This window comes from Streptomyces sp. TBY4 (assembly GCF_024213195.1).
Taxonomy (GTDB): domain Bacteria; phylum Actinomycetota; class Actinomycetes; order Streptomycetales; family Streptomycetaceae; genus Streptomyces.
The window spans coordinates 151690-175845 of the sequence record NZ_JANAVF010000013.1; the positions used below are offsets into that span (position 1 = coordinate 151690).

22 protein-coding genes and 1 tRNA gene are annotated in these 24156 nt (G+C 70.7%); 11 read left to right on the top strand and 12 right to left on the bottom strand.

Annotation, left to right across the window (positions count from 1 at the left end):
- Positions 1 to 23: 23 nt before the first annotated feature.
- The 4 genes from NLX94_RS27600 to NLX94_RS27615 form a co-directional block, all read right to left on the bottom strand.
- Positions 24 to 1097, bottom strand: a complete 1074-nt coding sequence (locus NLX94_RS27600) for a hypothetical protein (RefSeq protein WP_254385791.1) — start codon at positions 1095 to 1097, stop codon at positions 24 to 26.
- Positions 1079 to 1864 carry an ABC transporter ATP-binding protein gene (locus tag NLX94_RS27605; protein ID WP_254385792.1) on the bottom strand — a complete coding sequence of 262 codons (786 nt, stop codon included), beginning with the start codon at positions 1862 to 1864 and terminating at the stop codon, positions 1079 to 1081. Before NLX94_RS27605 ends, NLX94_RS27600 begins: the two co-directional genes overlap by 19 nt.
- A gap of 193 nt (positions 1865 to 2057) precedes the next feature.
- Positions 2058 to 3419 carry an aspartate aminotransferase family protein gene (locus tag NLX94_RS27610; protein ID WP_254385793.1) on the bottom strand — a complete coding sequence of 454 codons (1362 nt, stop codon included), beginning with the start codon at positions 3417 to 3419 and terminating at the stop codon, positions 2058 to 2060.
- Positions 3420 to 3422: 3 nt separating this feature from the next.
- Complete coding sequence (locus NLX94_RS27615) at positions 3423 to 3926, bottom strand: Lrp/AsnC family transcriptional regulator (protein WP_254385794.1); 504 nt, start codon at positions 3924 to 3926, stop codon at positions 3423 to 3425.
- 171 nt (positions 3927 to 4097) lie between these two features.
- Here NLX94_RS27615 and NLX94_RS27620 point away from each other — a divergent pair, with 171 nt between their 5' ends.
- The 3 genes from NLX94_RS27620 to NLX94_RS27630 all read left to right on the top strand — a co-directional run bounded on the left by NLX94_RS27620 (position 4098) and on the right by NLX94_RS27630 (position 7413).
- Complete coding sequence (locus tag NLX94_RS27620) at positions 4098 to 5537, top strand: gamma-aminobutyraldehyde dehydrogenase (RefSeq protein WP_254385795.1); 1440 nt, start codon at positions 4098 to 4100, stop codon at positions 5535 to 5537.
- Positions 5538 to 5635: 98 nt separating this feature from the next.
- Entirely contained in the window at positions 5636 to 6814 is a 1179-nt protein-coding gene (locus NLX94_RS27625) for a PotD/PotF family extracellular solute-binding protein (RefSeq protein WP_254385796.1), read from the top strand.
- A gap of 95 nt (positions 6815 to 6909) precedes the next feature.
- Entirely contained in the window at positions 6910 to 7413 is a 504-nt protein-coding gene (locus NLX94_RS27630) for a hypothetical protein (RefSeq protein WP_254385797.1), read from the top strand.
- Between the two features lie 7 nt (positions 7414 to 7420).
- Here the strand turns inward: NLX94_RS27630 and NLX94_RS27635 are convergent, their stop codons facing one another.
- The 5 genes from NLX94_RS27635 to NLX94_RS27655 all read right to left on the bottom strand — a co-directional run bounded on the left by NLX94_RS27635 (position 7421) and on the right by NLX94_RS27655 (position 12472).
- Positions 7421 to 8641, bottom strand: a complete 1221-nt coding sequence (locus NLX94_RS27635) for a serine hydrolase (protein ID WP_254385798.1) — start codon at positions 8639 to 8641, stop codon at positions 7421 to 7423.
- Positions 8642 to 8788: 147 nt separating this feature from the next.
- Positions 8789 to 9478, bottom strand: a complete 690-nt coding sequence (locus tag NLX94_RS27640) for a response regulator transcription factor (protein WP_254385799.1) — start codon at positions 9476 to 9478, stop codon at positions 8789 to 8791.
- A complete protein-coding gene (locus NLX94_RS27645) occupies positions 9475 to 10722 on the bottom strand; it encodes a sensor histidine kinase (RefSeq protein ID WP_374684034.1) in 1248 nt (415 codons plus the stop codon). Before NLX94_RS27645 ends, NLX94_RS27640 begins: the two co-directional genes overlap by 4 nt.
- A gap of 14 nt (positions 10723 to 10736) precedes the next feature.
- Positions 10737 to 11426 carry a glycerophosphodiester phosphodiesterase gene (locus tag NLX94_RS27650; protein WP_254385800.1) on the bottom strand — a complete coding sequence of 230 codons (690 nt, stop codon included), beginning with the start codon at positions 11424 to 11426 and terminating at the stop codon, positions 10737 to 10739.
- A gap of 20 nt (positions 11427 to 11446) precedes the next feature.
- The gene (locus tag NLX94_RS27655; protein WP_254385801.1) at positions 11447 to 12472 is read right to left on the bottom strand and encodes an adenosine deaminase; all 1026 of its coding nucleotides are present in this window, start codon (positions 12470 to 12472) and stop codon (positions 11447 to 11449) included.
- 121 nt (positions 12473 to 12593) lie between these two features.
- On the opposite strand from NLX94_RS27655, the gene NLX94_RS27660 reads away from it, so the two are divergent.
- On the top strand, positions 12594 to 13319 hold the full coding sequence (locus tag NLX94_RS27660; RefSeq protein ID WP_254385802.1) for a DUF4190 domain-containing protein: 726 nt from the start codon (positions 12594 to 12596) through the stop codon (positions 13317 to 13319).
- Between the two features lie 90 nt (positions 13320 to 13409).
- Here NLX94_RS27660 and NLX94_RS27665 read toward each other — a convergent pair whose 3' ends face one another.
- From NLX94_RS27665 to NLX94_RS27675, 3 genes are all read right to left on the bottom strand, one after another.
- Positions 13410 to 15020: a TROVE domain-containing protein gene (locus tag NLX94_RS27665; protein ID WP_254385803.1), complete on the bottom strand. Its 1611-nt coding sequence runs from the start codon at positions 15018 to 15020 to the stop codon at positions 13410 to 13412.
- A 346-nt stretch (positions 15021 to 15366) separates the two neighbouring features.
- Positions 15367 to 15431: transfer RNA gene (locus NLX94_RS27670), tRNA-Asn, on the bottom strand.
- A gap of 45 nt (positions 15432 to 15476) precedes the next feature.
- Positions 15477 to 16028, bottom strand: a complete 552-nt coding sequence (locus NLX94_RS27675) for an NADAR family protein (protein WP_254385804.1) — start codon at positions 16026 to 16028, stop codon at positions 15477 to 15479.
- 194 nt (positions 16029 to 16222) lie between these two features.
- Here NLX94_RS27675 and NLX94_RS27680 point away from each other — a divergent pair, with 194 nt between their 5' ends.
- The 7 genes from NLX94_RS27680 (at position 16223) to NLX94_RS27710 (ending at position 24093) form a co-directional block, all read left to right on the top strand.
- On the top strand, positions 16223 to 17749 hold the full coding sequence (locus NLX94_RS27680) for a gamma-aminobutyraldehyde dehydrogenase (RefSeq protein WP_254385864.1): 1527 nt from the start codon (positions 16223 to 16225) through the stop codon (positions 17747 to 17749).
- 51 nt (positions 17750 to 17800) lie between these two features.
- Entirely contained in the window at positions 17801 to 19051 is a 1251-nt protein-coding gene (locus NLX94_RS27685) for a spermidine/putrescine ABC transporter substrate-binding protein (RefSeq protein ID WP_254385805.1), read from the top strand.
- Between the two features lie 83 nt (positions 19052 to 19134).
- Complete coding sequence (locus tag NLX94_RS27690; protein ID WP_254385806.1) at positions 19135 to 20286, top strand: ABC transporter ATP-binding protein; 1152 nt, start codon at positions 19135 to 19137, stop codon at positions 20284 to 20286.
- Complete coding sequence (locus tag NLX94_RS27695; protein ID WP_254385807.1) at positions 20283 to 21212, top strand: ABC transporter permease; 930 nt, start codon at positions 20283 to 20285, stop codon at positions 21210 to 21212. The genes NLX94_RS27690 and NLX94_RS27695 overlap by 4 nt, the downstream gene beginning before the upstream one ends.
- Entirely contained in the window at positions 21212 to 22018 is an 807-nt protein-coding gene (locus tag NLX94_RS27700; protein ID WP_254385808.1) for an ABC transporter permease, read from the top strand. Before NLX94_RS27695 ends, NLX94_RS27700 begins: the two co-directional genes overlap by 1 nt.
- A 22-nt stretch (positions 22019 to 22040) precedes the next feature.
- On the top strand, positions 22041 to 23459 hold the full coding sequence (locus tag NLX94_RS27705) for an FAD-binding oxidoreductase (RefSeq protein WP_254385809.1): 1419 nt from the start codon (positions 22041 to 22043) through the stop codon (positions 23457 to 23459).
- A gap of 169 nt (positions 23460 to 23628) precedes the next feature.
- The gene (locus tag NLX94_RS27710; RefSeq protein WP_254385810.1) at positions 23629 to 24093 is read left to right on the top strand and encodes a hypothetical protein; all 465 of its coding nucleotides are present in this window, start codon (positions 23629 to 23631) and stop codon (positions 24091 to 24093) included.
- Positions 24094 to 24156 lie beyond the last annotated feature (63 nt).

The following is a 24156-nucleotide window of genomic DNA, read 5'->3' on the forward strand; positions in this document are numbered from 1 at the left end:
GCCCACCCTAAGGGCTGCCCGCCTCAGCGGGTCAATGCCAGTGACGTCAGCTGTGACACACCCCAGCTGAGCGGCAGGCACACCGCCACCAGCGCGGTGGCCCGTACGGTCGCGGCCGTACGGAGGACCCTGCCCGGGGCCCCCAGGCCGGTCAGGGTCTCGCGGGCGGCGGTCCGGGCCTGGTGGACCTCGACCGCGGAGGTGAGCAGGGTCGCAGCCGCGCACAGCGCCACCAGGGCGGCGGCGGGCGTGGTCAGCGGGCCGAGCGGGACCTGGAGCCCGCCGTGGTCGCGCAGGGCCACGGCGCTGAGGGCGCCCGCCCCGACGGCGCACAGGACCCCGAGGGGTGCGCCCAGGCGGGGGGCCTCCTCCTGGAGGGCCCGTCCGGCCAGCAGCCGGAGCGCGCCCGGGCGGACGGCCTGGACCAGCGCCCCGCAGGCGTAGGCCAGGCCCGGGCCGGCGAGGGCGAGTCCGAGGGCGGTCAGCGCCCAGCCCGTCGGCATGCCGATCCCGCCGGGGCGGGAGTAGGCCAGCGCGGCGAGTCCGCAGGCGGTGAGGGCGATGCCCCAGGGCAGCGCGGTCTGCGGCGCGGGCCGGGTGTGCGGGCGCAGGGCGAGCGCGGTGGCGAGCGAGGCGGCCAGCGGGAGCAGGGCCAGCAGGGTGAGGGCGGCCGCCACGGGCAGGGGCTGTTCGGCGTGGAGCAGCCCGGCCCCGGCTCCGTCGAAGGGCAGGCCGGTCACGTCCCCGCGCAGGTGGAGGAAGACGGCCAGGGCCACGGCGCTGCCGAGGGCGCAGGCCACGGCGGTGGAGATCGTCGCGACCAGGGTGAGCCGTACGGGTCCCAGCCCGGCGGCGTCCATCCCCTCCAGGGGCCGGGCCGCGGGGTCGGTACGGGCCACGGCGACGGCGAACTGGACGGTGACGGCGAGGGGGACCAGGGCCCACAGCAGCTGAGGGAACGATCCGGCGGGCTTGGCCGTGGCCTGCGCGAGCACGTACAGCAACAGGAAGCCGCTGCCGGCGGAGGCGGCGGCGACGAGCAGCCGGCGCAGCTGGACCAGCGGCCGGGAGCCGCGGGCTAGGCGGAGAGCGAGCACGCGGCCTGGTCCTCCGGGGGCTGGGGGAAGGAGGCGGGAGAGAGCCCGGCAGAGGCGGCCGCGGCGGCGGGGCGTCCGTCGAGCAGGGCGAACCGCCGGTCGGCGACGGCCGCCGTCTCCTCCTCGTGGGTGGCCAGCAGCACGGTGATGCCGTGGGAGCGGGCGGCCGTGGTGAGGGTGCGCAGGAGCAGGGCGCGCTCGGCGCGGTGCAGCGGGGCCGTGGGCTCGTCGGCGAAGACCACGGCGGGCAGGTGGGCGAGGGCGCGGGCGAGGGCGACGCGCTGGGACTCGGCCCGGTTGAGGGCGCCGGGGTGCTTGCGGGCGAAGGCGCCGATGTCGAGGCGGTCCAGCCATTCGCAGGCAGCCCGTTTGGCGGTGCGGTGGCTCGCCCCCGAGATCAGCAGCGGCAGGGCGGCGTTCTCCCAGACCCGGAGCTCGGGCAGCAGCCCCGGCTCGGGGCCGATCCAGCCGAAGCGGTCGCGGCGCAGCCGCTCGCGGGCCAGGGCTCCCATGGTGTGCACGGGGACGCTGTTGAACCAGACCTCGCCCTGCTCGGGCCGCAGCTGTCCGGACAGGCAGCGCAGCAGCGTGGTCTTGCCGCTGCCCCGGGGCCCGGTCACGGCGAGGACCTCTCCCGCGCGGACGCCGACCGAGACTCCGATGAGCCCGGGTGAGCCGCTGTGGGAGTAGTGAAGGGACCGTGCCCAGAGCAGATCGTCCTGCGGCAGGGCACTGTCCGGCGGAGCGTTGTCCCGTGGAGCCACCATGGCGTACACCTCCGTCCGGGGGAACGAAGCGGAGCCCGCTTGGTCACTGGCACCGCAATGAGATGTAAAGAGATGAACGTCTTGAATGGTGACAGCACACGGCCCGGACCCCCGCGTTCTCACTCGAACGGGGGATCCGGGCCGTGTGGTCCGGCAGTTTGCCGCCTGCGGGACGGTGGGAGGACCGGCTGGGTTAGAGCTTGGTCCAGGCCTCGGTGAGCACGCGGCGCAGGATGCCCTCGATCTCGTCGAAGGTGCCCTGGTCGGCGGTCAGCGGCGGGGCCAGCTGGATGACCGGGTCGCCACGGTCGTCGGCGCGGCAGTACAGGCCGTTCTCGAAGAGCGCCTTGGAGAGGAAGCCGTAGAGCACGCGCTCGGTCTCCTCGTCCGTGAAGGACTCCTTGGTGACCTTGTCCTTGACGAGCTCGATGCCGTAGAAGTAGCCGTTGCCGCGGACGTCGCCGACGATCGGCAGGTCGTGCAGCTTCTCCAGCGTCGAGCGGAAGGCGTCCTCGTTGTCCAGCACGTGCTGGTTGAGGCCTTCCTTGTCGAAGATGTCGAGGTTGGCGAGCGCCACCGCGGAGGACACCGGGTGTCCGCCGAAGGTGTAGCCGTGCAGGAAGGTGTTGTCACCCTTGTAGAACGGCTCGGCGAGCTTGTCCGAGATGATGCAGGCACCGATCGGGGAGTAGCCCGAGGTCATGCCCTTGGCGCAGGTGATCATGTCCGGCACGTAGCCGAACTTGTCACAGGCGAACATCGTGCCCAGACGGCCGAAGGCGCAGATCGTCTCGTCGGAGACGAGCAGCACGTCGTACTCGTCGCAGATCTCGCGGACCCGCTGGAAGTACCCGGGCGGCGGCGGGAAGCAGCCACCGGCGTTCTGCACCGGCTCCAGGAAGACGGCGGCGACGGTGTCGGCGCCCTCGAACAGGATCTCCTGCTCGATCTGGTCGGCGCACCAGCGGCCGAAGGCCTCGGGGTCGTCGCCGTAGATCGGGGCGCGGTAGATGTTGGTGTTCGGCACCTTGTGCGCGCCGGGAACCAGCGGCTCGAAGGGGGCCTTGAGGGCCGGCAGACCGGTGATGGACAGGGCGCCCTGCGGGGTGCCGTGATAGGCGACCGCGCGGGAGATGACCTTGTACTTGGTGTGCTTGCCCTGGAGCTTGAAGTACTGCTTGGCGAGCTTCCAGGCGGTCTCGACGGCCTCGCCGCCACCGGTGGTGAAGAAGACCTTGTTCAGGTCGCCCGGGGCGTAGTGCGCGAGGCGCTCGGCGAGCTCGACGGCCTTGGGGTGCGCGTACGACCAGATGGGGAAGAACGCGAGTTCCTGGGCCTGCTTGTAGGCGACCTCGGCCAGTTCCTTGCGGCCGTGACCGGCGTTGACCACGAACAGTCCGGCGAGACCGTCCAGGTAGCGCTTGCCCTTGTCGTCGAAGATGTAGGTGCCCTCACCCCGCACGATGGTGGGGACGGGCGAGTTCTCGTAGGACGACATGCGGGTGAAGTGCATCCACAGGTGGTCGTACGCGGTCTTGGAGAGGTCCTGGCTCACGGGCTATCTCGTTCCCCACATGTAGGTCTGCTTCTTCAGCTTCAGGTAAACGAAGCTTTCGGTTGATCGCACGCCGGGGAGCGTGCGGATCTTCTTGTTGATCGTGTCGAGCAGGTGGTCGTCGTCCTCGCAGACGATCTCCACCATCAGGTCGAACGAGCCCGCGGTCATCACCACGTACTCGCACTCGGCCATGGCGGTCAGTGCGTCGGCCACGGGGTCGAGGTCTCCCTCGACGTTGATCCCGACCATCGCCTGGCGCCGGAGCCCCACGGTGAGCGGGTCGGTGACGGCGACGATCTGCATGACGCCCTGGTCGAGCAGCTTCTGGACCCGCTGGCGCACCGCGGCTTCGGACAGGCCCACGGCCTTGCCGATCGTCGCGTAGGGACGCCGGCCGTCCTCCTGCAGTTGCTCGATGATCGCCAGGGACACAGCATCGACCGAAGGGGACGGTTGTCTGTTCCTGGAATCTGCGCTTCGACTGACCACGACCTCACTGTGCACGAGGAGTCGTCTGTTCCGCAAGGCGAGAACGATGTAATTCGTTGTTTCGGTGGTCGGATCTCACCGATTCCGTAGTTCGTCGTGTGTGGGCCTGTCGAAAACGGTGCCTGAGGGGCTAGGCTGGGGAGCTGTCTCAACCACTGGACATGTGATCACAGGAGTGTGGCTGTAGTGACCACCGAACTGCGTCGTCTGCGCAACTACATCGGCGGGGAGTTCAAGGACGCCGCCGACGGGCGGACCACCGAGGTGGTCAACCCCGCCACGGGCGAGGCGTACGCGACCGCTCCCCTCTCCGGCCAGGCCGATGTCGACGAGGCCATGGCCGCCGCCGCGGCCGCCTTCCCGGCGTGGCGCGACGCGACCCCCTCCGAGCGCCAGAAGGCGCTGCTGAAGATCGCGGACGCCTTCGAGGCCCGCGCGGAGGAGCTGGTCGCCACCGAGTCGGAGAACACCGGCAAGCCGCTCGGCCTCACGGCCAGCGAGGAGCTGCCGCCGATGGTGGACCAGATCCGCTTCTTCGCGGGCGCCGCGCGCCTGCTCGAGGGCCGTTCGGCCGGCGAGTACATGGAGGGCATGACCTCGATCGTCCGCCGTGAGCCGGTCGGTGTCTGCGCCCAGGTCGCGCCGTGGAACTACCCGATGATGATGGCCGTCTGGAAGTTCGCCCCGGCCCTGGCCGCGGGCAACACCGTGGTCCTCAAGCCCTCGGACACCACCCCGGCCTCCACCATCCTGATGGCGGAGATCATCGGCGAGATCCTGCCCAAGGGCGTCTTCAACGTCGTCTGCGGCGACCGCGACACCGGCCGCGCCATGGTCGAGCACTCCACCCCGGCGATGGCCTCCATCACCGGCTCGGTGCGCGCGGGCATGCAGGTCGCCGAGAGCGCCTCCAAGGACGTCAAGCGCGTCCACCTGGAGCTCGGCGGCAAGGCCCCGGTCGTGGTCTTCGAGGACGCCGACATCGCGAAGGCCGCCGAGGACATCGCGGTCGCGGGCTTCTTCAACGCCGGTCAGGACTGCACCGCGGCCTGTCGCGTACTGGTCCACGAGTCGATCCACGACGAGTTCGTCGCGGCGCTGGCCAAGAACGCGGCCGACACCAAGACCGGGCAGCCGGACGACGAGGACGTGCTCTACGGCCCGCTGAACAACCCGAACCAGCTGAAGCAGGTCGCGGGCTTCATCGAGCGCCTCCCCGCCCACGCCAAGGTCGAGGCGGGCGGCCACCAGGTCGGCGAGAAGGGCTACTTCTACGCCCCGACCGTGGTCTCCGGCCTCAAGCAGGACGACGAGATCATCCAGAACGAGGTCTTCGGTCCCGTCATCACGGTCCAGTCCTTCTCGGACGAGGACCAGGCCCTGGCGTACGCGAACGACGTCGAGTTCGCCCTCGCCTCCTCCGTGTGGACCAAGGACCACGGCCGCGCGATGCGGATGTCCAAGAACCTCGACTTCGGCTGCGTGTGGATCAACACCCACATCCCGCTCGTCGCCGAGATGCCCCACGGCGGGTACAAGAAGTCCGGCTACGGCAAGGACCTCTCCGCCTACGGCTTCGAGGACTACACGCGCATCAAGCACGTCATGACCTCGCTCGACGGCTGACCGAGGGCCGGGACAGCGATCAGGTCACAGCTTTGAGAGGGCGGGCAGTAGACAACATGTCTATTGCCCGCCCTCCGGCGTTCCACCAGGCTCTTCCCATGCCTGAACTCGCCTTTTCCCGTCGCGCGGCGCTGCGCGGCTTCGGTGCCGCGGGGGTGCTGGCCGCCCTTTCCGGCTGCGGTGTCCCCGCCGCTTACGTCCCCGAGAGCCGGCGGGAGGGCCAGGACCTCTCCGGGAGCGACCGGAGCGTCTCCTTCTCCAACTGGCCCCTCTACATCGACACCGACGAAGAGGACGAGAGCAGCCGTCCGACGCTGGACGCCTTCACGGAGAAGACCGGCATCGAGGTCCGGTACACCGAGGAGATCAACGACAACGACGAGTTCTTCGGCAAGATCAGCCCGTCGCTGATGAACCGCCAGCAGACCGGGCACGACCTGGTCGTGGTCAGCGACTGGATGGCCGCCCGCTTCGTCCGCCTGGGCTGGGCCCAGAAGATGGACCGCTCGGCGCAGGCGAACGTGGCCAGGCACCTGGACCCGCAGCTGCGCACCCCGGCCTTCGACGAGGGCCGGCTGCACACCGTCCCCTGGCAGTCGGGGATCACCGGCATCGCCTACAACCGCAAGGCGCTCGGCCGGGAGATCAAGTCGGTCAAGGACCTGTGGCACCCGGACCTGGCGGGCAAGGTCACCCTCTTCTCCGGCCTCGACGAGTCCTTCTCCCTGCTGATGCAGGGCAACGGCGTCGATGTCACCCGGTGGACCGAGTCCGACTTCCACCGGATGTGCGACCACGTCGAGAGCCTGGTGAAGAAGAAGCACATCCGCCGCTTCACCGGCAACGACTACACCTCCGACCTCGGCAAGGGCGATGTGCTGGCCTGCCAGGCCTACTCCGGAGACGTCATCCAGCTGCAGGCCGACAACCCCGACATCGAGTTCGTGGTTCCCGAGGAGGGCGCCGAGCTCTGGGCGGAGAGCCTGCTCGTCCCCAACCTCGCCCGGCACAAGGCCAATGCGGAAGCCCTGATCGACTTCTACTACGACCCGGAGGTGGCCGCGCTGCTCGCCGCCTCCGTCAACTACGTCTGCCCGGTCCCGGCCGCCCGCGAGGTGCTGGCCGCCTCCGAGGACCAGGAGACCGCCGAACTCGCCGAGAACCCGCTGATCTTCCCCGACGAGGACATGCGCAAGCGGCTCGTGGTCGCCCGCGACATCTCCTCGGCGGAGCGCTCGTCCTTCGCCAAGCGCTGGAACGGCATCGTCGGCCTCTGAGGGCCGGGTCCCCGGTCCCGCCCTGGCGATGACGGAACTGAACATGTTCAGGAATTTTGCTGAACATGTTCAGAAACATGGGTAGGCTTCCTTCCATGAGCGAGAGAAGCGCCCTTCAGCGGCGGATCCGTGCCTGGCTTGCCCTGTTCCTCGTCTGCCTCGTGCTGAGCGGACTCACCGCCTTCCCCCTGGTGAGCGAACTCCGCTGGGCCAACGCCCTGGTGGACAACGAGTGGCTCCGCCGGGTCGGCGACGGCTTGGACCGGGCGGACTCCGAATACCCCTTCCTCCTCTACGGAACGGACTGGCTGGCCTTCGCCCACCTGGTGATCGCGGTGTTCTTCTATGGGGTCCACCGCGACCCGGTCCGCAACATCTGGATCGTCGAGGCCGGCATGATCGCCTGCGCCGGCATCATTCCGCTGGCCCTGATCTGCGGGCCCATCCGGGGCATCCCGGTCTGGTGGTCGGTGATCGACATGTCGTTCGGCGTCTTCGGAGTGGTCCCGCTGCTGATCCTGCGGCGCATGATCAAGCGGCTGGAGGCCATGCCGGCGGACACCGTCCGGGCCCCGGCCCCGGCCGCGGTCCCCGTGTGAGGACGCGCTACTTCGCGAAGGCCGCCATCACGATGCCGAGGGCCACCGGGTTCATCCCCTGGGCCTTGGCGTCGGTCGAGTTGACGGAGTACACCAGGGTGCGGGACAGGTCGCGGGTTGCGCCCATCCCCGTGGTGTAGCCGTACCGGCCGCCCGTCTTGCCCCAGGCGACGATGCCACCGGGAAGGTCGATCCGCTGCATCCCGGCCGTCAGGGTCGCGTCGGCGCCCGAGACGAAGTCCTTCGTAGCCTCCGGAACCGTGAACATCTCCTTCAGCTGCGCCCGTGGCACGACTCGGCCGCTGAACAGGGCCACGGTGAACCGTTCGAGATCGGCCGTGGTGGAGATGATGTCGCCCGCCGCCCACCGGTCCGAGGAGTTCCACTCGGTCACGTCCCGCAGTTCGGTCGACCCGTCCTCCCGGGCCACCGCCTGGTACCCGTGGTGGTGCGGACCCGGTATGCGGGTCTGGAAACGACCCGGGAAAGAGGTGCCCCGCAGTGCCAGCGGCTTCAGTACCCGCGCCTCGACCGCCTTCTCGTACGTCGTGCCCGTGACCTTCTCGATCAGGACGCCCAGCACCGTGTAGTTGATGTTCAGGTAGTGCTGGGCCGTGCCCGGGACGAACTCGCGCTCCTTGCCCGTCGCGTTGGCGATCTGGTCGTGCGGGTCGATCACGTCGAAGCGGTGCTCCCACTGTGCCTCGAAGGCGTTGCCCGGACCGTCGGCCCCGGGAATCCCGCTGGTGTGGTTGAGCAACTGCCGGACGGTGACCGTGCGGTACGCCTCGGGGATGCTCCGGGGCAGGTACTGGCGGACCGGGCGGTCGAGGTCCAGCGCGCCCTCGGCGGCGAGCTGGAGCACCACCGCCGCAGTGAAGACCTTGGTCACCGAACCGGCCCGGAAGCGCCCCTCCTCGATCGGCCCGCGTCCGGTGCGGATGTCCGAGACCCCGGAGGCGCCCCGCCAGCTCCCGCTCGCGCCGCCGAGTCGAACCAAAGCGGCATTCGCGTCCCCGTGCGCCGCGCCGAGCCCCGCGATCGACTTCTCCAGCGCCGCGGCGTTCGGCGGGGTCGGGACCAGCGGCGCCGGCCGCTGCCCGGCGGCCGCAGCCGACGCTGCCGCGACTCCCGCCGGGCCGGTCCCGGCGGCCTGCGCGGCGGCCGGACCGGCCGTGATGCCCAGGAGCAGGGCGGTGGCGATCAGTGTGCGAGTGGCTCGGTTCATGGTGGGATCCCCCTGTCGGCTCTCCGGGCGACTTCCGCCCCGATGACCTCAATGCTGCTGGTCACAGGGGTAGTTGCGGATCACCATCAAGAGGGGTCTTTGCCGGTACGACAACTCGCTCCCGAGAGCCAGGAGCTCCCTGCCGTCTCACTCCCCAGAGGGAGATACCTGAGAGCCGGCCGCGATCAGACCCGTCTCGTACGCGCAGATCACCGCCTGGATCCGGTCCCGCAGCCCCAGCTTCGACAGCACGTTGCCCACATGCGATTTGACCGTGTGCTCGCTCACCGTCAGCTCCGCCGCGAGCTCCGCGTTCGACAGGCCCCGCCCCAGGTGCAGCAGGGTCTCCCGCTCCCGGGCCGTCAGCACCTCCAGCCGCTGCGCGGACAACGCCACCGCGGCCGCCGGCCGGGCCGTCGCCGCCGTGTACTCCGCGATCAGCCTCCGCGCCACCGAAGGGGCCAGCAGGGATTCGCCCGCCGCCACCACCCGTACGGCGTGCACCAGATCGTCCCGCCGCACGTCCTTGAGCAGGAACCCGGCGGCCCCCGCGTGCAGGGCCTCGTAGACGTACTCGTCCGAGTCGAAGGTCGTCAGCATCACCGTCCGGCAGGAACCCGCCGCCGAGATCTCCCGGCACGCCCCGATCCCGTCCAGCACCGGCATCCGGACGTCCAGCAGCGCCACGTCGGGCGCGAGGGACCGTACCGCCGCGACCGCCGCCGCCCCGTCGCCGGCCTCCGCCACCACCTCGATGTCCTCCTGGGCGTCCAGGATCATCGCGAAGCCGCTGCGCACCAGCTCCTGGTCGTCGGCCACCACCACACGGATCGTCACTTCCCCACCTCCGCGCCCGACGTTACAAGCACCACCCGCACCTCGAAGCCGGTGCCGTCCGGTCCCGGACCCGACCGCGCGGTCCCTCCGTGGGCGGCCGCCCGCTCGCGGATCCCGATCAGGCCGTGCCCGCCGTGCCCGCCGTGCCCTCCGTCCCGCGCCCGCGGGACCGCGGCCGTGCCCGGCCCCCGCCCGTCGTCCGTGACCGTCACCGTGAGCTCCCGCTCCCCGTACTCCAGGCGCACGGCCACCTCCGAAGCCCCGGAGTGCTTCAGCACATTGGTCAGCGCCTCCTGCACCACCCGGTGCACGGTCGCCTCCAGAGCCCCCGGCAGGGGGCGCACCGAGCCGGTGCGCTCGTAGGACACCTGCGGTCCGCCGGCCCGAACCCGTTCCAGCAGCCCCGCCAGTTCCCCGATGCCGGGCTGCGGGGAGCGCGGTGCGGCCTCGTCCGTGCGCAGCACCCCCAGCATCGTGCGCAGCTGGGCCATCGCGTCCCGGCCCGTCTCCGCGATGGCCTCGAACGCCGCCTCGGCCCGCTCGGGGGCCCTGCGTACGGCCACCGGACCGGCCTCCGCCTGCACGATCATGATGCTGACCGCGTGCGAGAGGACGTCGTGCATCTCCCGTGCGATCCGGGCCCGTTCGCGGGCGGCCGCCTGCTCCGCCTCGATCCGGTTGGCCCGCTCCAGCTGGGCCGCCCGGTCCAGGAGGGCCGCCGTGTACGCCTGCCGGGTGTGCTGCAGCCGCCCCAGCGCGTAGGCGGCGCCGGAGACGAAGAGCGTGAAGAGCAGCTCGCGGGCGGTCCCGGTGTTCCAGTACACCGACAGGGCGACCGTGAGGACCGTGAGCCCGCCCACCGTCAGCCGCACCCGGGACGTGCACTGCAGGGCGACCGTGTAGAAGGCGAGCAGCCCCGCGTAGGGCAGCGGCTGCCCCGGGCCGTCGCCCGCCAGGTTGTAGGCGCCGCCGGCCGCCAGGATCGCGATCAGCACCACGATCGGGGCCCGCCGCCGCCAGATCAGCGGCAGCACGCCGAGCGTGGTCATCCCGTACGAGGCCCAGTCCGCGGGCGGCAGTTCGGCCGACCGGGGCACCACGAACGGCATCGTGACGGCCAGTTGCACCAGCAGCGCCAGCCCCAGGTCCTGCCTGCGCGGACCGGCCCGCCGGATCCGCGCGCCGAGCCCGCCCCAGACCCCTGCGACCCGCTGGGCCCCGGCCGTCCACCGGGCCCCTGTCACCCCCCGAGCCCCTGTCACCGGCCGAGCTCGGCCCGTACGGCTCCCAGCACGTCCACCCGGTTCGTCGTGATGGAGTCCACCCCGGCCCTGACCAGTGCGCGCATCGAGCGCTTGGTGTCCGGGGTCCAGGCCGACACCAGCAGGCCGTCCCGGTGCAGGGCCTCCACCAGCTCCGGGCTGACCAGCCCGAACCGGTAGTTGAGCCAGCTCGGGGCCACCGCCTCGATCAGCACCCGGCGCGGGGGAGACAGGGTGGTCCAGGTCAGCGCGATCTCGGCGCCCGGATCGGCGGCGCGCACCGCCAGCATGGTGCCGGCACCCGCGCAGTAGTACGTACGGTCACGGGCTCCGCACTCGCGGACCTGGCCGACGACGGTCCGTACGGTGTCGGCCGTCGCACCCGGCAGATCGACCATGACCCGGCCCGCACCGGCGGCCGCCAGGGCCTCGCGCAGCGTCGGGACCCCGCCGTCCGTCAGCTCCCGCAACTGCGGGGCCGTGACGTCCTCCAGGCGCACGTCATGGCCCCACAGCCGCTGGAGGTCCTCGTCGTGGAGCAGTACGGGGACCCCGTCGCGGGTCATCCGTACGTCGATCTCCACCGCGTCCGCCCCCCGCTCGAAGGCGGACCGGATCGAGGGCAGGGTGTTCTCGCGGACGCGGTAGGGATCCCCGCGGTGTCCTACGGCAGTCAGGGTGCGCATGCACCCATTCTGCTGGGGCGTCAGGAAGCCAGCCAGGCGGAGGTGTACGTGTCGATCTCGGCGGTGAGCTTCGCCTTGCCGGCCGGGTCGAGGAAGGAGGCCTCGACGGCGTTCTTCGCGAGCTGGGCGAGGCCGCGCTCGTCGAGGTCCAGCAGACGGGCCGCCACCGCGTACTCGTTGTTGAGGTCGGAGCCGAACATCGGCGGGTCGTCGCTGTTGATCGTGACGAGCACGCCGGCCGCCACCATCTCCTTGACCGGGTGCTCGTCCAGGGTGGCGACGGCGCGGGTGGCGATGTTCGAGGTGGGGCAGACCTCCAGCGCGATGCGGTGCTCGGCGAGGTACGCGAGCAGCTCCGGGTCCCGGGTGGAGCTGGTGCCGTGGCCGATGCGCTCGGCGCCCAGCTCGCGGATCGCGTCCCAGACGGTCTCGGGGCCCGTGGTCTCACCGGCGTGCGGCACGCTGTGCAGGCCGGCGGCGCGGGCGGCGTCGAAGTACGGCTTGAACTGCGGGCGCGGCACCCCGACCTCCGGGCCGCCCAGGCCGAAGGAGACCAGGCCCTCGGGGCGCAGTTCGACGGCGAGGCGGGCGGTCTCGGCGGCGGCTTCGAGGCCGGCCTCGCCCGGGATGTCGAAGCACCAGCGCAGGATCACGCCGAGCTCGGTCTCGGCGGCCTTGCGGGCGTCCTCGATGGCCTCCATGAAGGCCTTCTCGTCGATCCCGCGGCGGGTGGAGGAGTACGGGGTGATGGTGAGCTCGGCGTACCGGATGTTCTGCCGGGCCATGTCGCGGGCCACCTCGAAGGTGAGGTGGCGCACGTCGTCGGGGGTGCGGACCAGGTCGACGACGGAGAGGTAGACCTCGATGAAGTGCGCGAAGTCGGTGAAGGTGAAGTAGTCGGCGATGGCCTCGGGGTCCGTGGGGACCTTGGAGTCGGGGTGCCGGGAGGCGAGTTCGGCCACGATGCGGGGGGAGGCCGAGCCGACGTGGTGGACGTGCAGTTCGGCCTTGGGCAGCCCCGCGATGAAGGGGTGCAGGTCGGACATGAAGGTGCCTCCGAAGGACGCGGTGCGGATGGAACGGGCTTCATCGTAGGCAGGACCAGCACCGCCGAAGGGGCTTGTCGGAGGGAGCGCTTAGCATGGCCGTACGAGAGGGGGGCGCCGTATGACCGATCAGAGCCCCGAGTCGCGAGACCCCTGGGCGCCGCCGGAGCAGCCCGCGGTCGAACTGGGCAAGCAGCAGGGCGGGGCCGGGACACCCGGGACGCCGGGCGTGCACGACCAGCAGACCGTCACCGGGATGCCGGGCGCCGGCGGGGGCATACCCCAGGCCGCGCCGGCACCCGCGCCCGCACCCCAGCCCGGGCAGGCGCCCGGGGGCACGCCCGCCTACGGCTACCCGGCGCAGCCGGATCCGGCCGGGTACGGCTACCCGTCCCAGCCGGGCGCGCCGCAGGACCCGTACGGCGGTTACCCCGGGCAGCAGTCCGCGTACGGCGCCCAGCCGGTCCAGCCCGGATACCCGGCGCATCCGGGATACCAGGGGTACCCCGGATACGCGCCGTACCCGCCCAAGAGCAACGGCTTCGGCATCACCGCGCTCGTGCTCGGGATCCTCGCCGTGGTCACCTGCTACCTGGGCCTGCTGTTCGGCATCCCGGCCGTCATCTTCGGTGTCCTGGGCCGCGGAAAGGCCAAGCGCGGCGAGGCGGACAACGAGGGCATGGCGCTGGCCGGCATCATCACCGGCGCGGTCGGCATCCTGATCAGCTGCGTGTTCATCGCCCTCATGATCTTCGGATTCATGCTCGGGGACTCCGGCTCGGGCTCCGACTGGGACTCGGACTACTCGACTCAGGTGGAGAACACGCAGGTCCTCCACAGGAATTGAGCCGCACGGTCGGGAGCGGCGGAAGGGCCGGGCGGGGGCGCGTACGCTCCCTGCCCGGCCCTTCCGCCGTTCCGTCAGCCGGCCGTTCCGTCAGCCGGCCGTGTCGGCCCGGCCCGTCTCCCACGGCCATCTGGCGTCCCGGCCGTCCTCGATCAGGGACACCATGCGGAAGGCCGCGTCGGTGAGCCCGCCGAAGGTGTGCCGGTTCGCGGCCCCGGAGGGCGCGTGGCCGACCCGGTGTCCGGCGAGGTTCCAGGTGTAGACCGGGACCGTGTCCGGCACCAGGGCCGTCGGATCGCCGCCGTAGGCGTACGTGGCCTGCTCGTCGGTGACGATCAGGACCCGGTCGTGCCCCGCGTAGTGCGCGCGCACCGCCTCCGCCGTGAGGGTGCCGCCGAGGTCCTCGAACCGCTCCAGCACCTTCAGCACCGACTCGCCGCGCCCGAAGTCCACCGCCTTGCTGGTGGAGCCGAACTGCACCAGGTCCGCGTCCTCGGCGCGCAGTGCCAGCGCCGTCCCGAACACGGCCGCCGCGTCCGCGCGGCCCAGCCGCGAGCGGTCCGACAGCGGGGACCACATCGACCCCGACCGGTCCACCAGGACCAGCGTCCGCCCGGGCAGGGCCGGTACGTGGGCCAGGGAGTGGCCCAGTGCCCGCTCCAGCGGGTACGCCCAGCGCAGCGAGGGGGCGTGCTGGTGGGCGGCCAGGTAGCGGAAGGGGAACTGCCGGGCCCGGGCGACGGTCTCCGGGTCGGAGATCTTCGCCGCCACCCGCTCGGCGACCTCGTCCGAGACCCCGGCCTCGTCGAAGTTGCGCAGGTTGCGCAGCAGCGCCATCGCGCCCATGGACGGGATGACCGCCTCCCAGGCGGCCGCGTCCATCGGTCCCTGGAGCCAGCCCGCCAGCGCCTCCCAGGTCATGCCCGCCGCGGCGAGCCGCTCGGCGCCGTCCGCCGCGGTGACCACGGCCCGGCGCTCCTCGACGGGAAGCTCCATCAGGGCCCGGTGCGCGAGCAGGGTGCGGTTGCCCGCGGGGACCTCGGCGGTCTCGGGGTTGTGCCGGCGGTCGAGGGCGTACCGGAACAGCTCGCCCTGCCAGGGCTTGGCCGGGTCGGGGGAGGGGTGCACGAGGTTGAGGACGTCGCCGAAGCGGTACCCCCGGGAGGCGGTGTCGTACTTCAGCAGCGAGGTGCCGGAGTAGAGGCGGCGCACGGCGTCGGCGATCCCGCGCTTGACGGGCTTGGGCACGCTCCGCCCGTACGTGGCCGTCCAGTACGCGAGCAGCTCGCCGGGCTCGTCCGCGCGCAGCAGTACGGAGTCCACGACCTGCCGGTTGGAGGGCCCCCCGGTGGCTCCGGCGTCGAGCCGCGCCTTGACGTACTCGGCCGCTCCGACGAGCGAGGCCGTCCGCATGCTGCCGTCGCGGCGCAGCCAGCCGAGCAGCCCGGCCGTCCACTCGGGATCCTCCACGGCGAGGGTGCGCACGAGCGCGCCGAAGCGGTCGTCGCGGGCCTCGCCGGACTCGTAAGCGGTCCGCTGCGTCACGAAGTTGGCGACGGCGAGCAGGAACAGCTCGGAGCGCGGATCGCGGACGAAACCGGGGCTGCCGTGCGCGTTGGCGGCGCGGCGGCCGGTCGAGCGGACCGGTGAGGTGGGTGCGGCGGGCGCCGCCTTGGAGCGGAGCAGGTTGAAGCGTGCCATGTGAATCCCCCCGAATTCGGCGAAAGCAGGGGGAGGCGTGACGTACGGGAGGCCCGAGATCGGAAGTCGGCGACGGACTTGTGTCAGCTGCTCCAACCATCTGAGCTACCGGCCGGAGCCGGGCGGGACTCGAACCCGCGACCCGCTGATCCGGAGAAGTAACCGTTGCCTGCGCACCGGGCTTCCCGTACGTGTGCCTCCCGAGATCAAGGTGGCGGCGGCCTTGGGTTCTTTGCAAAAGAAGGAGCCGCTGCCCGCGCACCGGGAGGTGCGTGAAAGGTGTCCAGAGATCGAGCTCGGTGAAACCACGTGGTGCTCTACCGACTGAGCTACACCGGCCCGAAGCCGATGACGGGACTCGAACCCGCGGCCGCCCCATTAACAGTGGAAGTAGGTCTCACCTGCGCACCTGGACAAGGATCACGCTAGACGCGCACCCCCGGCCGCCGCGAGCGATTAAAGCTCCGCCCGCAGCCGCTCGCGCGCCTCCATGAGCGCGAAGCCCAGCAGGTTCAGGCCGCGCCAGCGCGCCGGGTCCAGGGCGCGCTCGTCGTCGGCGGCCAGGCCGATGCCCCAGATCCGGTCCATCGGGCTGGCCTCTACCAGGACCCGCTCCCCGGTCGAGAGCAGGTACGAGGTCAGCGCCGGATCGGAGCCGAACTTGTGCACGCTGCCCTCCACCACCAGCGCGAACCGCTCCCGCTCCCACACCGTGTCGGTGAAGCCGCGCACCAGCCGCCCGGCCTTCTTCGCCTGCGCCGGGCTCTTCGCCTCCAGGGCCGCCCGCTCCGCTTCGGCGTCCCCGAACAGGCGTGCCTTTCCGGCCATCATCCAGTGCTCGGCGGTGGCGTACCGCACGTCACCCACGGTGAACTCGGACGGCCACCACTGGCTGAGGCAGCTCGGTCCGAGCGTTCCGTCGGGCCGGGGACGGTGTCCCCAGAACGGCAGGAACTTCATTCGCTCACCCCGGCTGACCTGCCCGATCAGTTCCTCGATCTTCTCCATGCACGCGAGTCTCGCAGGAGCACCGGACACTTCGTACGGGATTTCGGGCGCGCCTTGACACATGGTCGACCGATTCCGTCGCGTAATCAAAAGGCAACAACGGAATCACTTGGCCGAGGGGTGTACCTCTGCCAGGATCGGCACTCAATTCGAGCTGTAGCTCGAACTGTAGCTACGGAGAGCGTGAGAGCGTGATGGGCAACCGCTTCCAGGTCAAGGTCCAGGTCAAGGACCGATTCGCCGCAGGCGCGCAGTACATCGACGGGCAGCTGCGGCCCGGCACCTCGGGCCGGTCACACACCGTGGTCGACCCCGCCACCGGCGAGGAGGTGCTCACCTACGAGCTGGCCTCCACCGACGACGTGGACGCGGCCGTCGCCGCCGCCAAGCGGGCCTTCCCCGGCTGGTCGGGTGCCACCCCCGGTGAGCGCTCGGACGCGCTGCACCGGCTGGCCGGCGTACTGGCCGAGCGGGCCGAGGAGTTCGCCCAGGCCGAGTCCCTCCAGTGCGGCAAGCCGGTCAAGCTGTCGACGGAGTTCGACGTCCCCGGGACCATCGACAACACCGCCTTCTTCGCGGGCGCCGCGCGCCACCTCCAGGGGCAGGCCGCCGGCGAGTACTCCGGGGACCACACCTCGTACGTGCGCCGCGAGGCGATCGGGGTCGTGGGCTCCATCGCGCCGTGGAACTACCCGCTGCAGATGGCCGCCTGGAAGATCCTCCCGGCGATCGCCGCGGGCAACACCATCGTCCTCAAGCCGGCCGAGCTCACCCCGCTGACCTCCCTGATGTTCGCCCAGGCGGCCAAGGAGGCGGGCCTGCCCGACGGCGTGGTCAACATCGTCACCGGCGCCGGCCGGGACGCGGGCGAGCACCTGGTGGGCCACCCGGACGTGGTGATGACCTCCTTCACCGGGTCCACCGCGATCGGCAAGCGGGTCGCCGAGATCGCCACCGCCACCGTCAAGCGGCTCCACCTGGAGCTCGGCGGCAAGGCCCCCTTCCTCGTCTTCGACGACGCCGACCTGGAGGCCGCCGCCAACGGGGCCGTCGCCGCCTCCCTGATCAACACCGGCCAGGACTGCACGGCCGCCACCCGTGCCTACGTCCAGCGCCCCCTCCACGACGCCTTCGTCGCCCGGGTCGCCGAGCTGATGGAGACCGTCCGCGTCGGGGACCCCTTCGACCCGGCCACCGACCTCGGCCCGCTGGTCTCGCACGCCCAGCGCGACCGGGTCGCCGGGTTCGTCGAGCGGGCCCGCGCGTACGCCACCGTCGTCACCGGCGGCGAGATCCCCGGAGGGGAGCTGGCGGAGGGCGCGTACTACCGGCCCACCCTCATCTCCGGCGCCGCCCAGGACAGCGAGGTGGTCCAGTCGGAGATCTTCGGGCCGGTCCTCGTGGTCCTTCCCTTCGACACCGACGACGAGGGCATCGCGCTGGCCAACGACACCCCGTACGGTCTCGCGGCCTCCGCCTGGAGCCGTGACGTGTACCGGGCGAACCGCGCCACCCGGGAGATCCAGGCGGGCTGCGTCTGGGTCAACGACCACATCCCGATCATCAGCGAGATGCCGCACGGGGGCTACAAGGCCAGTGGCTTCGGAAAGGACATGAGCAGCTACTCCTTCGAGGAGTACACGCAGGTCAAGCACGTGATGTTCGACAACACCGCGGTGGCGGCGAAGGACTGGCACCGCACGATCTTCGGGGACAGATAACCAGTAGCCGCCCGACCAGCGGCCCGCACCCATCCCGAAAGGGCACCTCCCATGGAGCAGTTCGAGCCCGACCGCCTCTCGGCGGCGCAACTCGCCGCCATGCGGCGCAGCCTCACCACCGGACGCGGCGCCCTCACCCGCCGCTCCGTGCTGCGCGCCTCCGGAGTCGGAGCGCTCACCCTCGGCGGACTCTCCGCGCTCGCCGGCTGCGGCATCCCGCCGGCCAAACGCGCGGAGGGCCCCGCCCAGGCCTCCGACGACCACTCGGAGCAGGAGAAGGAGATCAACTTCTCCAACTGGACCGAATACATGGACACCAGCGAGGACGAGAAGTCCCGTCCCACGCTGGAGGAGTTCACCAAGCGGACCGGCATCAAGGTCAAGTACACCGAGGACATCAACGACAACGTCGAGTTCTTCGGCAAGATCAAGCCCCAGCTCGCGGCCGGCCAGGACACCGGACGCGACCTGATCGTGGTCACCGACTGGCTCGCGTCGCGCATCATCCGCCTCGGCTGGGCCCAGAAGCTGGACCCCGCCCACCTGCCGCACGCGTACGCCAACCTGATCCCGCAGTTCCGCAGCCCCGACTGGGACCCGGGCCGCTCGTACAGCTACCCCTGGACCGGCATCGACACCGTCATCGCCTACAACACCAAGGCGACCGGCGGAAAGAAGGTCGACTCCGTCACCCAGATGCTCGACGACCCCTCCCTCAAGGGCCGCGTCGGCTTCCTCACCGAGATGCGCGACAGCGTCGGCATGACCCTGCTCGACCAGGGCAAGGACCCGGCGAACTTCACCGACGCCGACTTCGACGAGGCGATCGGCCGGCTCCAGAAGGGCGTGGACAAGAAGCAGATCCGCCGCTTCACCGGCAACGACTACACGGCGGACCTCGACAAGGGCGACCTCGCGGCCTGCCTGGCCTGGGCGGGCGACGTCATCCAGCTCCAGGCCGGCAACCCGGACATCCAGTACGCGATTCCGGCGCCCGGCTACATCACCTCCAGCGACAACCTGCTGGTCCCCGTGAAGGCCCGGCACAAGGCCAACGCGGAGCGGCTCATCGACTACTACTACGAGCCCCCGGTAGCCGCCCAGCTGGCCGCCTACATCAGCTACGTCTGCCCCGTCGAGGGCGTCAAGGACGAGCTGGCCAAGATCGACCCGGCGCTCGCGGACAACGTCCTGATCGTCCCCGACAAGGCGATGGCCGCCAAGGCGCACGCCTTCCGCTCCCTCAGCAGCGAGGAAGAGACGGCGTACGAGGAGAAGTTCGCCAAGCTCATCGGAGCCTGACGGGTCCCGCCGCAGTCCCCGCGGCACGGACACCCGTACCGGCACCTGCCCCTTCCACGACACACCACCGAAGGCCCAGGCCCATGACTGACAAGACCGAAGGCGGCGACGTCCGCCTCGCCGGGATCAGCAAGCACTACGGCTCCTTCACCGCCGTGCACCCGCTGGACCTCACCATCCCCCAGGGCTCCTTCTTCGCCCTGCTCGGCGCCTCGGGCTGCGGGAAGACCACCACCCTGCGCATGATCGCCGGCCTGGAGGAGCCCTCCACCGGCACCGTCAGCCTCGGCGACCGCGAGGTCACGCACCTGCCGCCCTACAAGCGCCCGGTCAACACGGTCTTCCAGAGCTACGCGCTCTTCCCGCACCTCGACATCACCGAGAACATCGCCTTCGGCCTGCGCCGCCGCGGCATCAAGTCGGTCAAGAAGCAGGTTGACGACATGCTGGAGCTGGTCCAGCTCGGCCAGTTCGCCCGGCGCAAGCCGCACCAGCTCTCCGGCGGCCAGCAGCAGCGCGTGGCCGTCGCCCGCGCGCTGATCAACCACCCGCAGGTGCTGCTCCTCGACGAGCCGCTCGGCGCCCTCGACCTCAAGCTGCGCCGCCAGATGCAGCTGGAGCTGAAGCGGATCCAGACCGAGGTCGGCATCACCTTCGTGCACGTCACGCACGACCAGGAGGAGGCCATGACCATGGCCGACACGGTCGCCGTGATGAACGGCGGCCGCGTCGAGCAGCTCGGCGCCCCCGCCGAGCTCTACGAGAACCCGAAGACGACCTTCGTGGCGAACTTCCTCGGCACCTCCAACCTCATCGAGGCCGAGGTCCTGGAGGCCGGCGCGTCCGACGTCGTCGTCTCCTCGGCCGGTACGAAGCTGCGCGTCCCGGCGGAGCGATGTTCGACCACCCCGCGCGCCGGCGGCAAGCTGCTGGTCGGGGTGCGCCCGGAGAAGATCTCCCTGGTCCACGCGGACGCAGAGGACACCGTCGGGGCCGGCCGCAACAAGGTCGCCGGCAAGATCGTCGCCTCCTCCTTCATCGGAGTCTCCACCCAGTTCGTCGTCGACAGCCCGGTCTGCCCGGAGCTGGAGGTGTACGTGCAGAACATCGAGCGCGACGGCCGCCTCGTCCCCGGCGCCGACGTGATACTGCACTGGAACCCGGACCACACCTTCGGGCTGGATGCCGCCCAGGACATCGACGCGGGCATCGAGACGGTCGGGGAGTCCGCGTGACCACCACACTCGCGCCGCCCCAGGCGCCCGCCCCGGCCGAGCCCCCGGTCCACAAGCCGTCGCTGAAGAAGCGCCTGGTCCCGTACTGGCTGCTGCTCCCGGGCATCCTGTGGCTGTTCGTGTTCTTCGTGCTGCCGATGGTCTACCAGGCCTCGACCTCGGTGCAGACCGGCTCCCTCGAAGAGGGCTTCAAGGTCACCTGGCACTTCCAGACCTACTGGGACGCCTTCACCGAGTACTACCCGCAGTTCCTGCGCTCGCTGCTCTACGCCGGCACCGCGACCGCGCTGTGCCTGCTGCTGGGCTATCCGCTGGCCTACCTGATCGCCTTCAAGGCGGGCCGCTGGCGCAACCTGCTCCTGGTGCTGGTCATCGCCCCGTTCTTCACCAGCTTCCTGATCCGCACCCTCGCCTGGAAGACGATCCTGGCCGACGGCGGCCCGGTGGTCGGCGTCCTCAACACGATCGGCTTCCTGGACGTCACCAGCTGGCTCGGCATGACCGAGGGCGACCGCGTCCTCGCCACGCCGCTCGCGGTCGTCTGCGGTCTGACGTACAACTTCCTCCCCTTCATGATCCTGCCGCTCTACACCTCGCTGGAGCGCATCGACACCCGCCTCCACGAGGCGGCCGGGGACCTGTACGCCCGCCCCGCCACGGTCTTCCGCAAGGTGACCTTCCCGCTCTCCATGCCGGGCGTGGTCTCCGGGACCCTGCTCACCTTCATCCCGGCGAGCGGCGACTACGTCAACGCCGAACTGCTCGGCTCGACCGACACCCGCATGATCGGAAACGTCATCCAGTCGCAGTACCTGCGCATTCTCGACTATCCGACGGCGGCCGCGCTGTCCTTCATCCTCATGGCCATCGTGCTCGTCATGGTCACCATCTACATCCGCCGAGCGGGGACGGAGGACCTGGTCTGATGAAGAGCGCCACCACCTGGCTGCGCCGCAATCTCGTCGTGATCGCGGGGCTCGGCACGCTCGCCTACATGATCCTGCCGAACGTCGTCGTCACGGTCTTCTCCTTCAACAACCCCACCGGGCGGTTCAACTACGCCTGGCAGGAGTTCTCCCTCGACGCGTGGAAGGACCCCTGCGGGGTCGCCGACATGTGCGGGTCCCTGTCCCTGTCGCTCCAGATCGCCCTGTGGGCCACCCTCGGAGCGACCGTGCTGGGCACCGCGATCGCCTTCGCGATGGTCCGCTACCGGTTCCGCGGGCGCGGCGCGGTCAACTCGCTGATCTTCCTGCCGATGGCCATGCCCGAGATCGTGATGGCGGCCTCGCTGCTCGCCCTCTTCCTCAACATGGGCATCCAGCTCGGCTTCTGGACGATCCTGATCGCCCACGTCATGTTCTGCCTCAGCTTCGTCGTCGCCGCCGTCAAGGCCCGGGTGCTCTCCATGGACCCCCGCCTGGAGGAAGCGGCCCGCGATCTCTACGCCGGCCCCGTGCAGACCTTCCTGCGCGTCACCCTGCCGATCGCGGCCCCCGGTATCGCCGCGGGCGCGCTGCTCTCCTTCGCGCTCTCCTTCGACGACTTCATCATCACCAACTTCAACTCGGGCAACACCGTCACCTTCCCCATGTTCGTGTGGGGATCGGCCCAGCGCGGTACGCCTGTACAGATCAACGTCATCGGAACGGCGATGTTCGTCATCGCGGTCCTGGTGGTGCTGGGCGGCCAGATGGTCGCCAACCGCCGCAAGAAAGCACAGCCCAAGTAACACCTGTAGGGAGTTGGAAGACATGGCCCCAGACGCCATGCGCACCGCTGCACGATCTCTTTCCGAAGCCAAGCCGGTCTCGTACTGGCTGGACGACCCCGGCAAGCCCGCCGCCGAGCCCGCCCTCACCGGGGACGAGCACTGCGACCTGCTCGTCGTCGGCGGCGGCTACAGCGGCCTGTGGACCGCGCTCATCGCCAAGGAGCGGGACCCCGCCCGGGACGTCGTCCTCATCGAGGGCCACGAGGCGGGCTGGGCCGCCTCGGGCCGCAACGGCGGCTTCTGCGCCGCCTCCCTCACCCACGGCCTGGCGAACGGGATGGCCCGCTGGCCGGACGAGCTCGCCAAGCTGGAGGAGCTCGGCGCCCGCAACCTCGACGCCATCGAGGAGGCGGTCGCCCGCTACGGCATCGACTGCGACTTCGAGCGCAGCGGCGAGATCGACGTGGCCACCGAGCCGCACCAGGTCGCGGAGCTCCGCGAGTTCCACGCCGAGGCCGAGCGGCTCGGCCTCGCAGGCCGCTCGGAATGGCTGGATGCGGACGCCGTGCGGGCCGAGGTCGACTCCCCGACCTTCCTCGGCGGGATCTGGGACCGCGACGGCGTCGCCATGCTCAATCCGGCGAAGCTCGCCTGGGGGCTGAAGCGGGCCTGCCTGGAGCTGGGCGTACGGATCTACGAGAACACGCGCGGGCTGGACCTGGCCGGCTCGGGAGCCGGGATGGCCGTGCGGACCCCGTACGGCCGGATCTTCGCCCGCCGGGTCGCGCTGGGCACCAACATCTTCCCGTCGCTGGTCAAGCGGGTGCGCCCGCTGACCGTCCCGGTCTACGACTACGCCCTGATGACCGAGCGGCTCACCGAGGAGCAGCTCGCCTCGATCGGCTGGAAGAACCGGCAGGGACTGGGCGACAGCGCCAACCAGTTCCACTACTTCCGGATCACCCCCGACCGGCGGATCCTGTGGGGCGGCTACGACGCGATCTACCCGTACGGCGGCAAGCTCGACGCCGAGCACGACCACCGGCCCGAGACCTACCTCAAACTCGCCGAGCACTTCTTCACCTGCTTCCCGCAGCTGGAAGGGGTGAAGTTCAGCCACGCCTGGGGCGGGGCGATCGACACCTGCTCGCGCTTCTCCGCCTTCTTCGGCACCGCGCACGCGGGCAAGGTGGCCTACGCGGCCGGCTACACCGGCCTGGGCGTCGGAGCCACCCGCTTCGGCGCCGACGTGATGCTGGACCTCCTGGCGGGGGAGAAGACCGAGCGCACGGAGCTGGAGATGGTCCGCTCCAAGCCGATGCCCTTCCCGCCGGAGCCCTTCGCCTGGACCGGCATCACCATGACGAAGTGGTCGCTGGCCCGGGCGGACCGGATGGGCGGCCACCGCAACCTGTGGCTGAAGACCCTGGACCGCTTCGGCCTCGGCTTCGACAGCTGATCGGGTAGCGGACAAACGACCTCCGCACGCCCCGGGCGCACACCACCCTTGGCGGTGTGACCTGCTTCACTACCGCGGAGTAGTGAAACCCGCGTCATACCTGCGCCCGGCCCCGCTCTCTCCCTGGTGAGAACGCTTCACCTCACCCACAGAGAGCGGAGGCCGGGCGATGACGATCCCGGGGCACAAGACGGCAGTGGAATGGCTGGTCTCGGCGGCGCCCGATCCGGACGCCTGCCGGTGGGAGTGGGAGCGCAACCCCCTCGGGGTCGCCCTGCTCCCCGCCGGCCGCCGGTGGGACGTGCTGATCCTGCCGGGGGAGCTGGGACACACCACCCTCGACGTACTGGAAGTGCTGCTGGACCGGCCCGGCCCGGTGCTCGCCGATTTCGGCGACTCGCGGCTGGGCTTCTTCGTGCCTCCGGGCACGGCCTCCCGCTGGGTCGGGACGGGCGTACGGGGAGCCGGGCGCGGGACCTGGATCGTGGTCCCGTACCCCGGTCGGGCCACGGGCGGGGTCCGCTGGCTGGTGGTCCCGGACGGGCGGGGCACGCTCACCGATCCGGCGGTGCTGGAGCTCGCGATGCACGAGGCGGCGGCGCGCGTCGTGGGGCGGACGGGTGGGAAGTCTTGACAAGAACATTGGTCTGGACCATCTTGGGCGCCGCTGCGCCTTCCCCCACGGCACGCCCGCGCG

Coding starts and splice junctions, on each gene's coding strand:
- NLX94_RS27700 (WP_254385808.1), top strand. CDS start 21,212: ATGAAGAGCGCCACCACCTGGCTGCGCCGCAATCTCGTCGTGATCGCG.
- NLX94_RS27625 (WP_254385796.1), top strand. CDS start 5,636: ATGCCTGAACTCGCCTTTTCCCGTCGCGCGGCGCTGCGCGGCTTCGGT.
- NLX94_RS27630 (WP_254385797.1), top strand. CDS start 6,910: ATGAGCGAGAGAAGCGCCCTTCAGCGGCGGATCCGTGCCTGGCTTGCC.
- NLX94_RS27710 (WP_254385810.1), top strand. CDS start 23,629: ATGACGATCCCGGGGCACAAGACGGCAGTGGAATGGCTGGTCTCGGCG.
- NLX94_RS27660 (WP_254385802.1), top strand. CDS start 12,594: ATGACCGATCAGAGCCCCGAGTCGCGAGACCCCTGGGCGCCGCCGGAG.
- NLX94_RS27675 (WP_254385804.1), bottom strand. CDS start 16,028: ATGGAGAAGATCGAGGAACTGATCGGGCAGGTCAGCCGGGGTGAGCGA.
- NLX94_RS27605 (WP_254385792.1), bottom strand. CDS start 1,864: ATGGTGGCTCCACGGGACAACGCTCCGCCGGACAGTGCCCTGCCGCAG.
- NLX94_RS27665 (WP_254385803.1), bottom strand. CDS start 15,020: ATGGCACGCTTCAACCTGCTCCGCTCCAAGGCGGCGCCCGCCGCACCC.
- NLX94_RS27685 (WP_254385805.1), top strand. CDS start 17,801: ATGGAGCAGTTCGAGCCCGACCGCCTCTCGGCGGCGCAACTCGCCGCC.
- NLX94_RS27655 (WP_254385801.1), bottom strand. CDS start 12,472: ATGTCCGACCTGCACCCCTTCATCGCGGGGCTGCCCAAGGCCGAACTG.
- NLX94_RS27680 (WP_254385864.1), top strand. CDS start 16,223: ATGGGCAACCGCTTCCAGGTCAAGGTCCAGGTCAAGGACCGATTCGCC.
- NLX94_RS27690 (WP_254385806.1), top strand. CDS start 19,135: ATGACTGACAAGACCGAAGGCGGCGACGTCCGCCTCGCCGGGATCAGC.
- NLX94_RS27650 (WP_254385800.1), bottom strand. CDS start 11,426: ATGCGCACCCTGACTGCCGTAGGACACCGCGGGGATCCCTACCGCGTC.
- NLX94_RS27705 (WP_254385809.1), top strand. CDS start 22,041: ATGGCCCCAGACGCCATGCGCACCGCTGCACGATCTCTTTCCGAAGCC.
- NLX94_RS27635 (WP_254385798.1), bottom strand. CDS start 8,641: ATGAACCGAGCCACTCGCACACTGATCGCCACCGCCCTGCTCCTGGGC.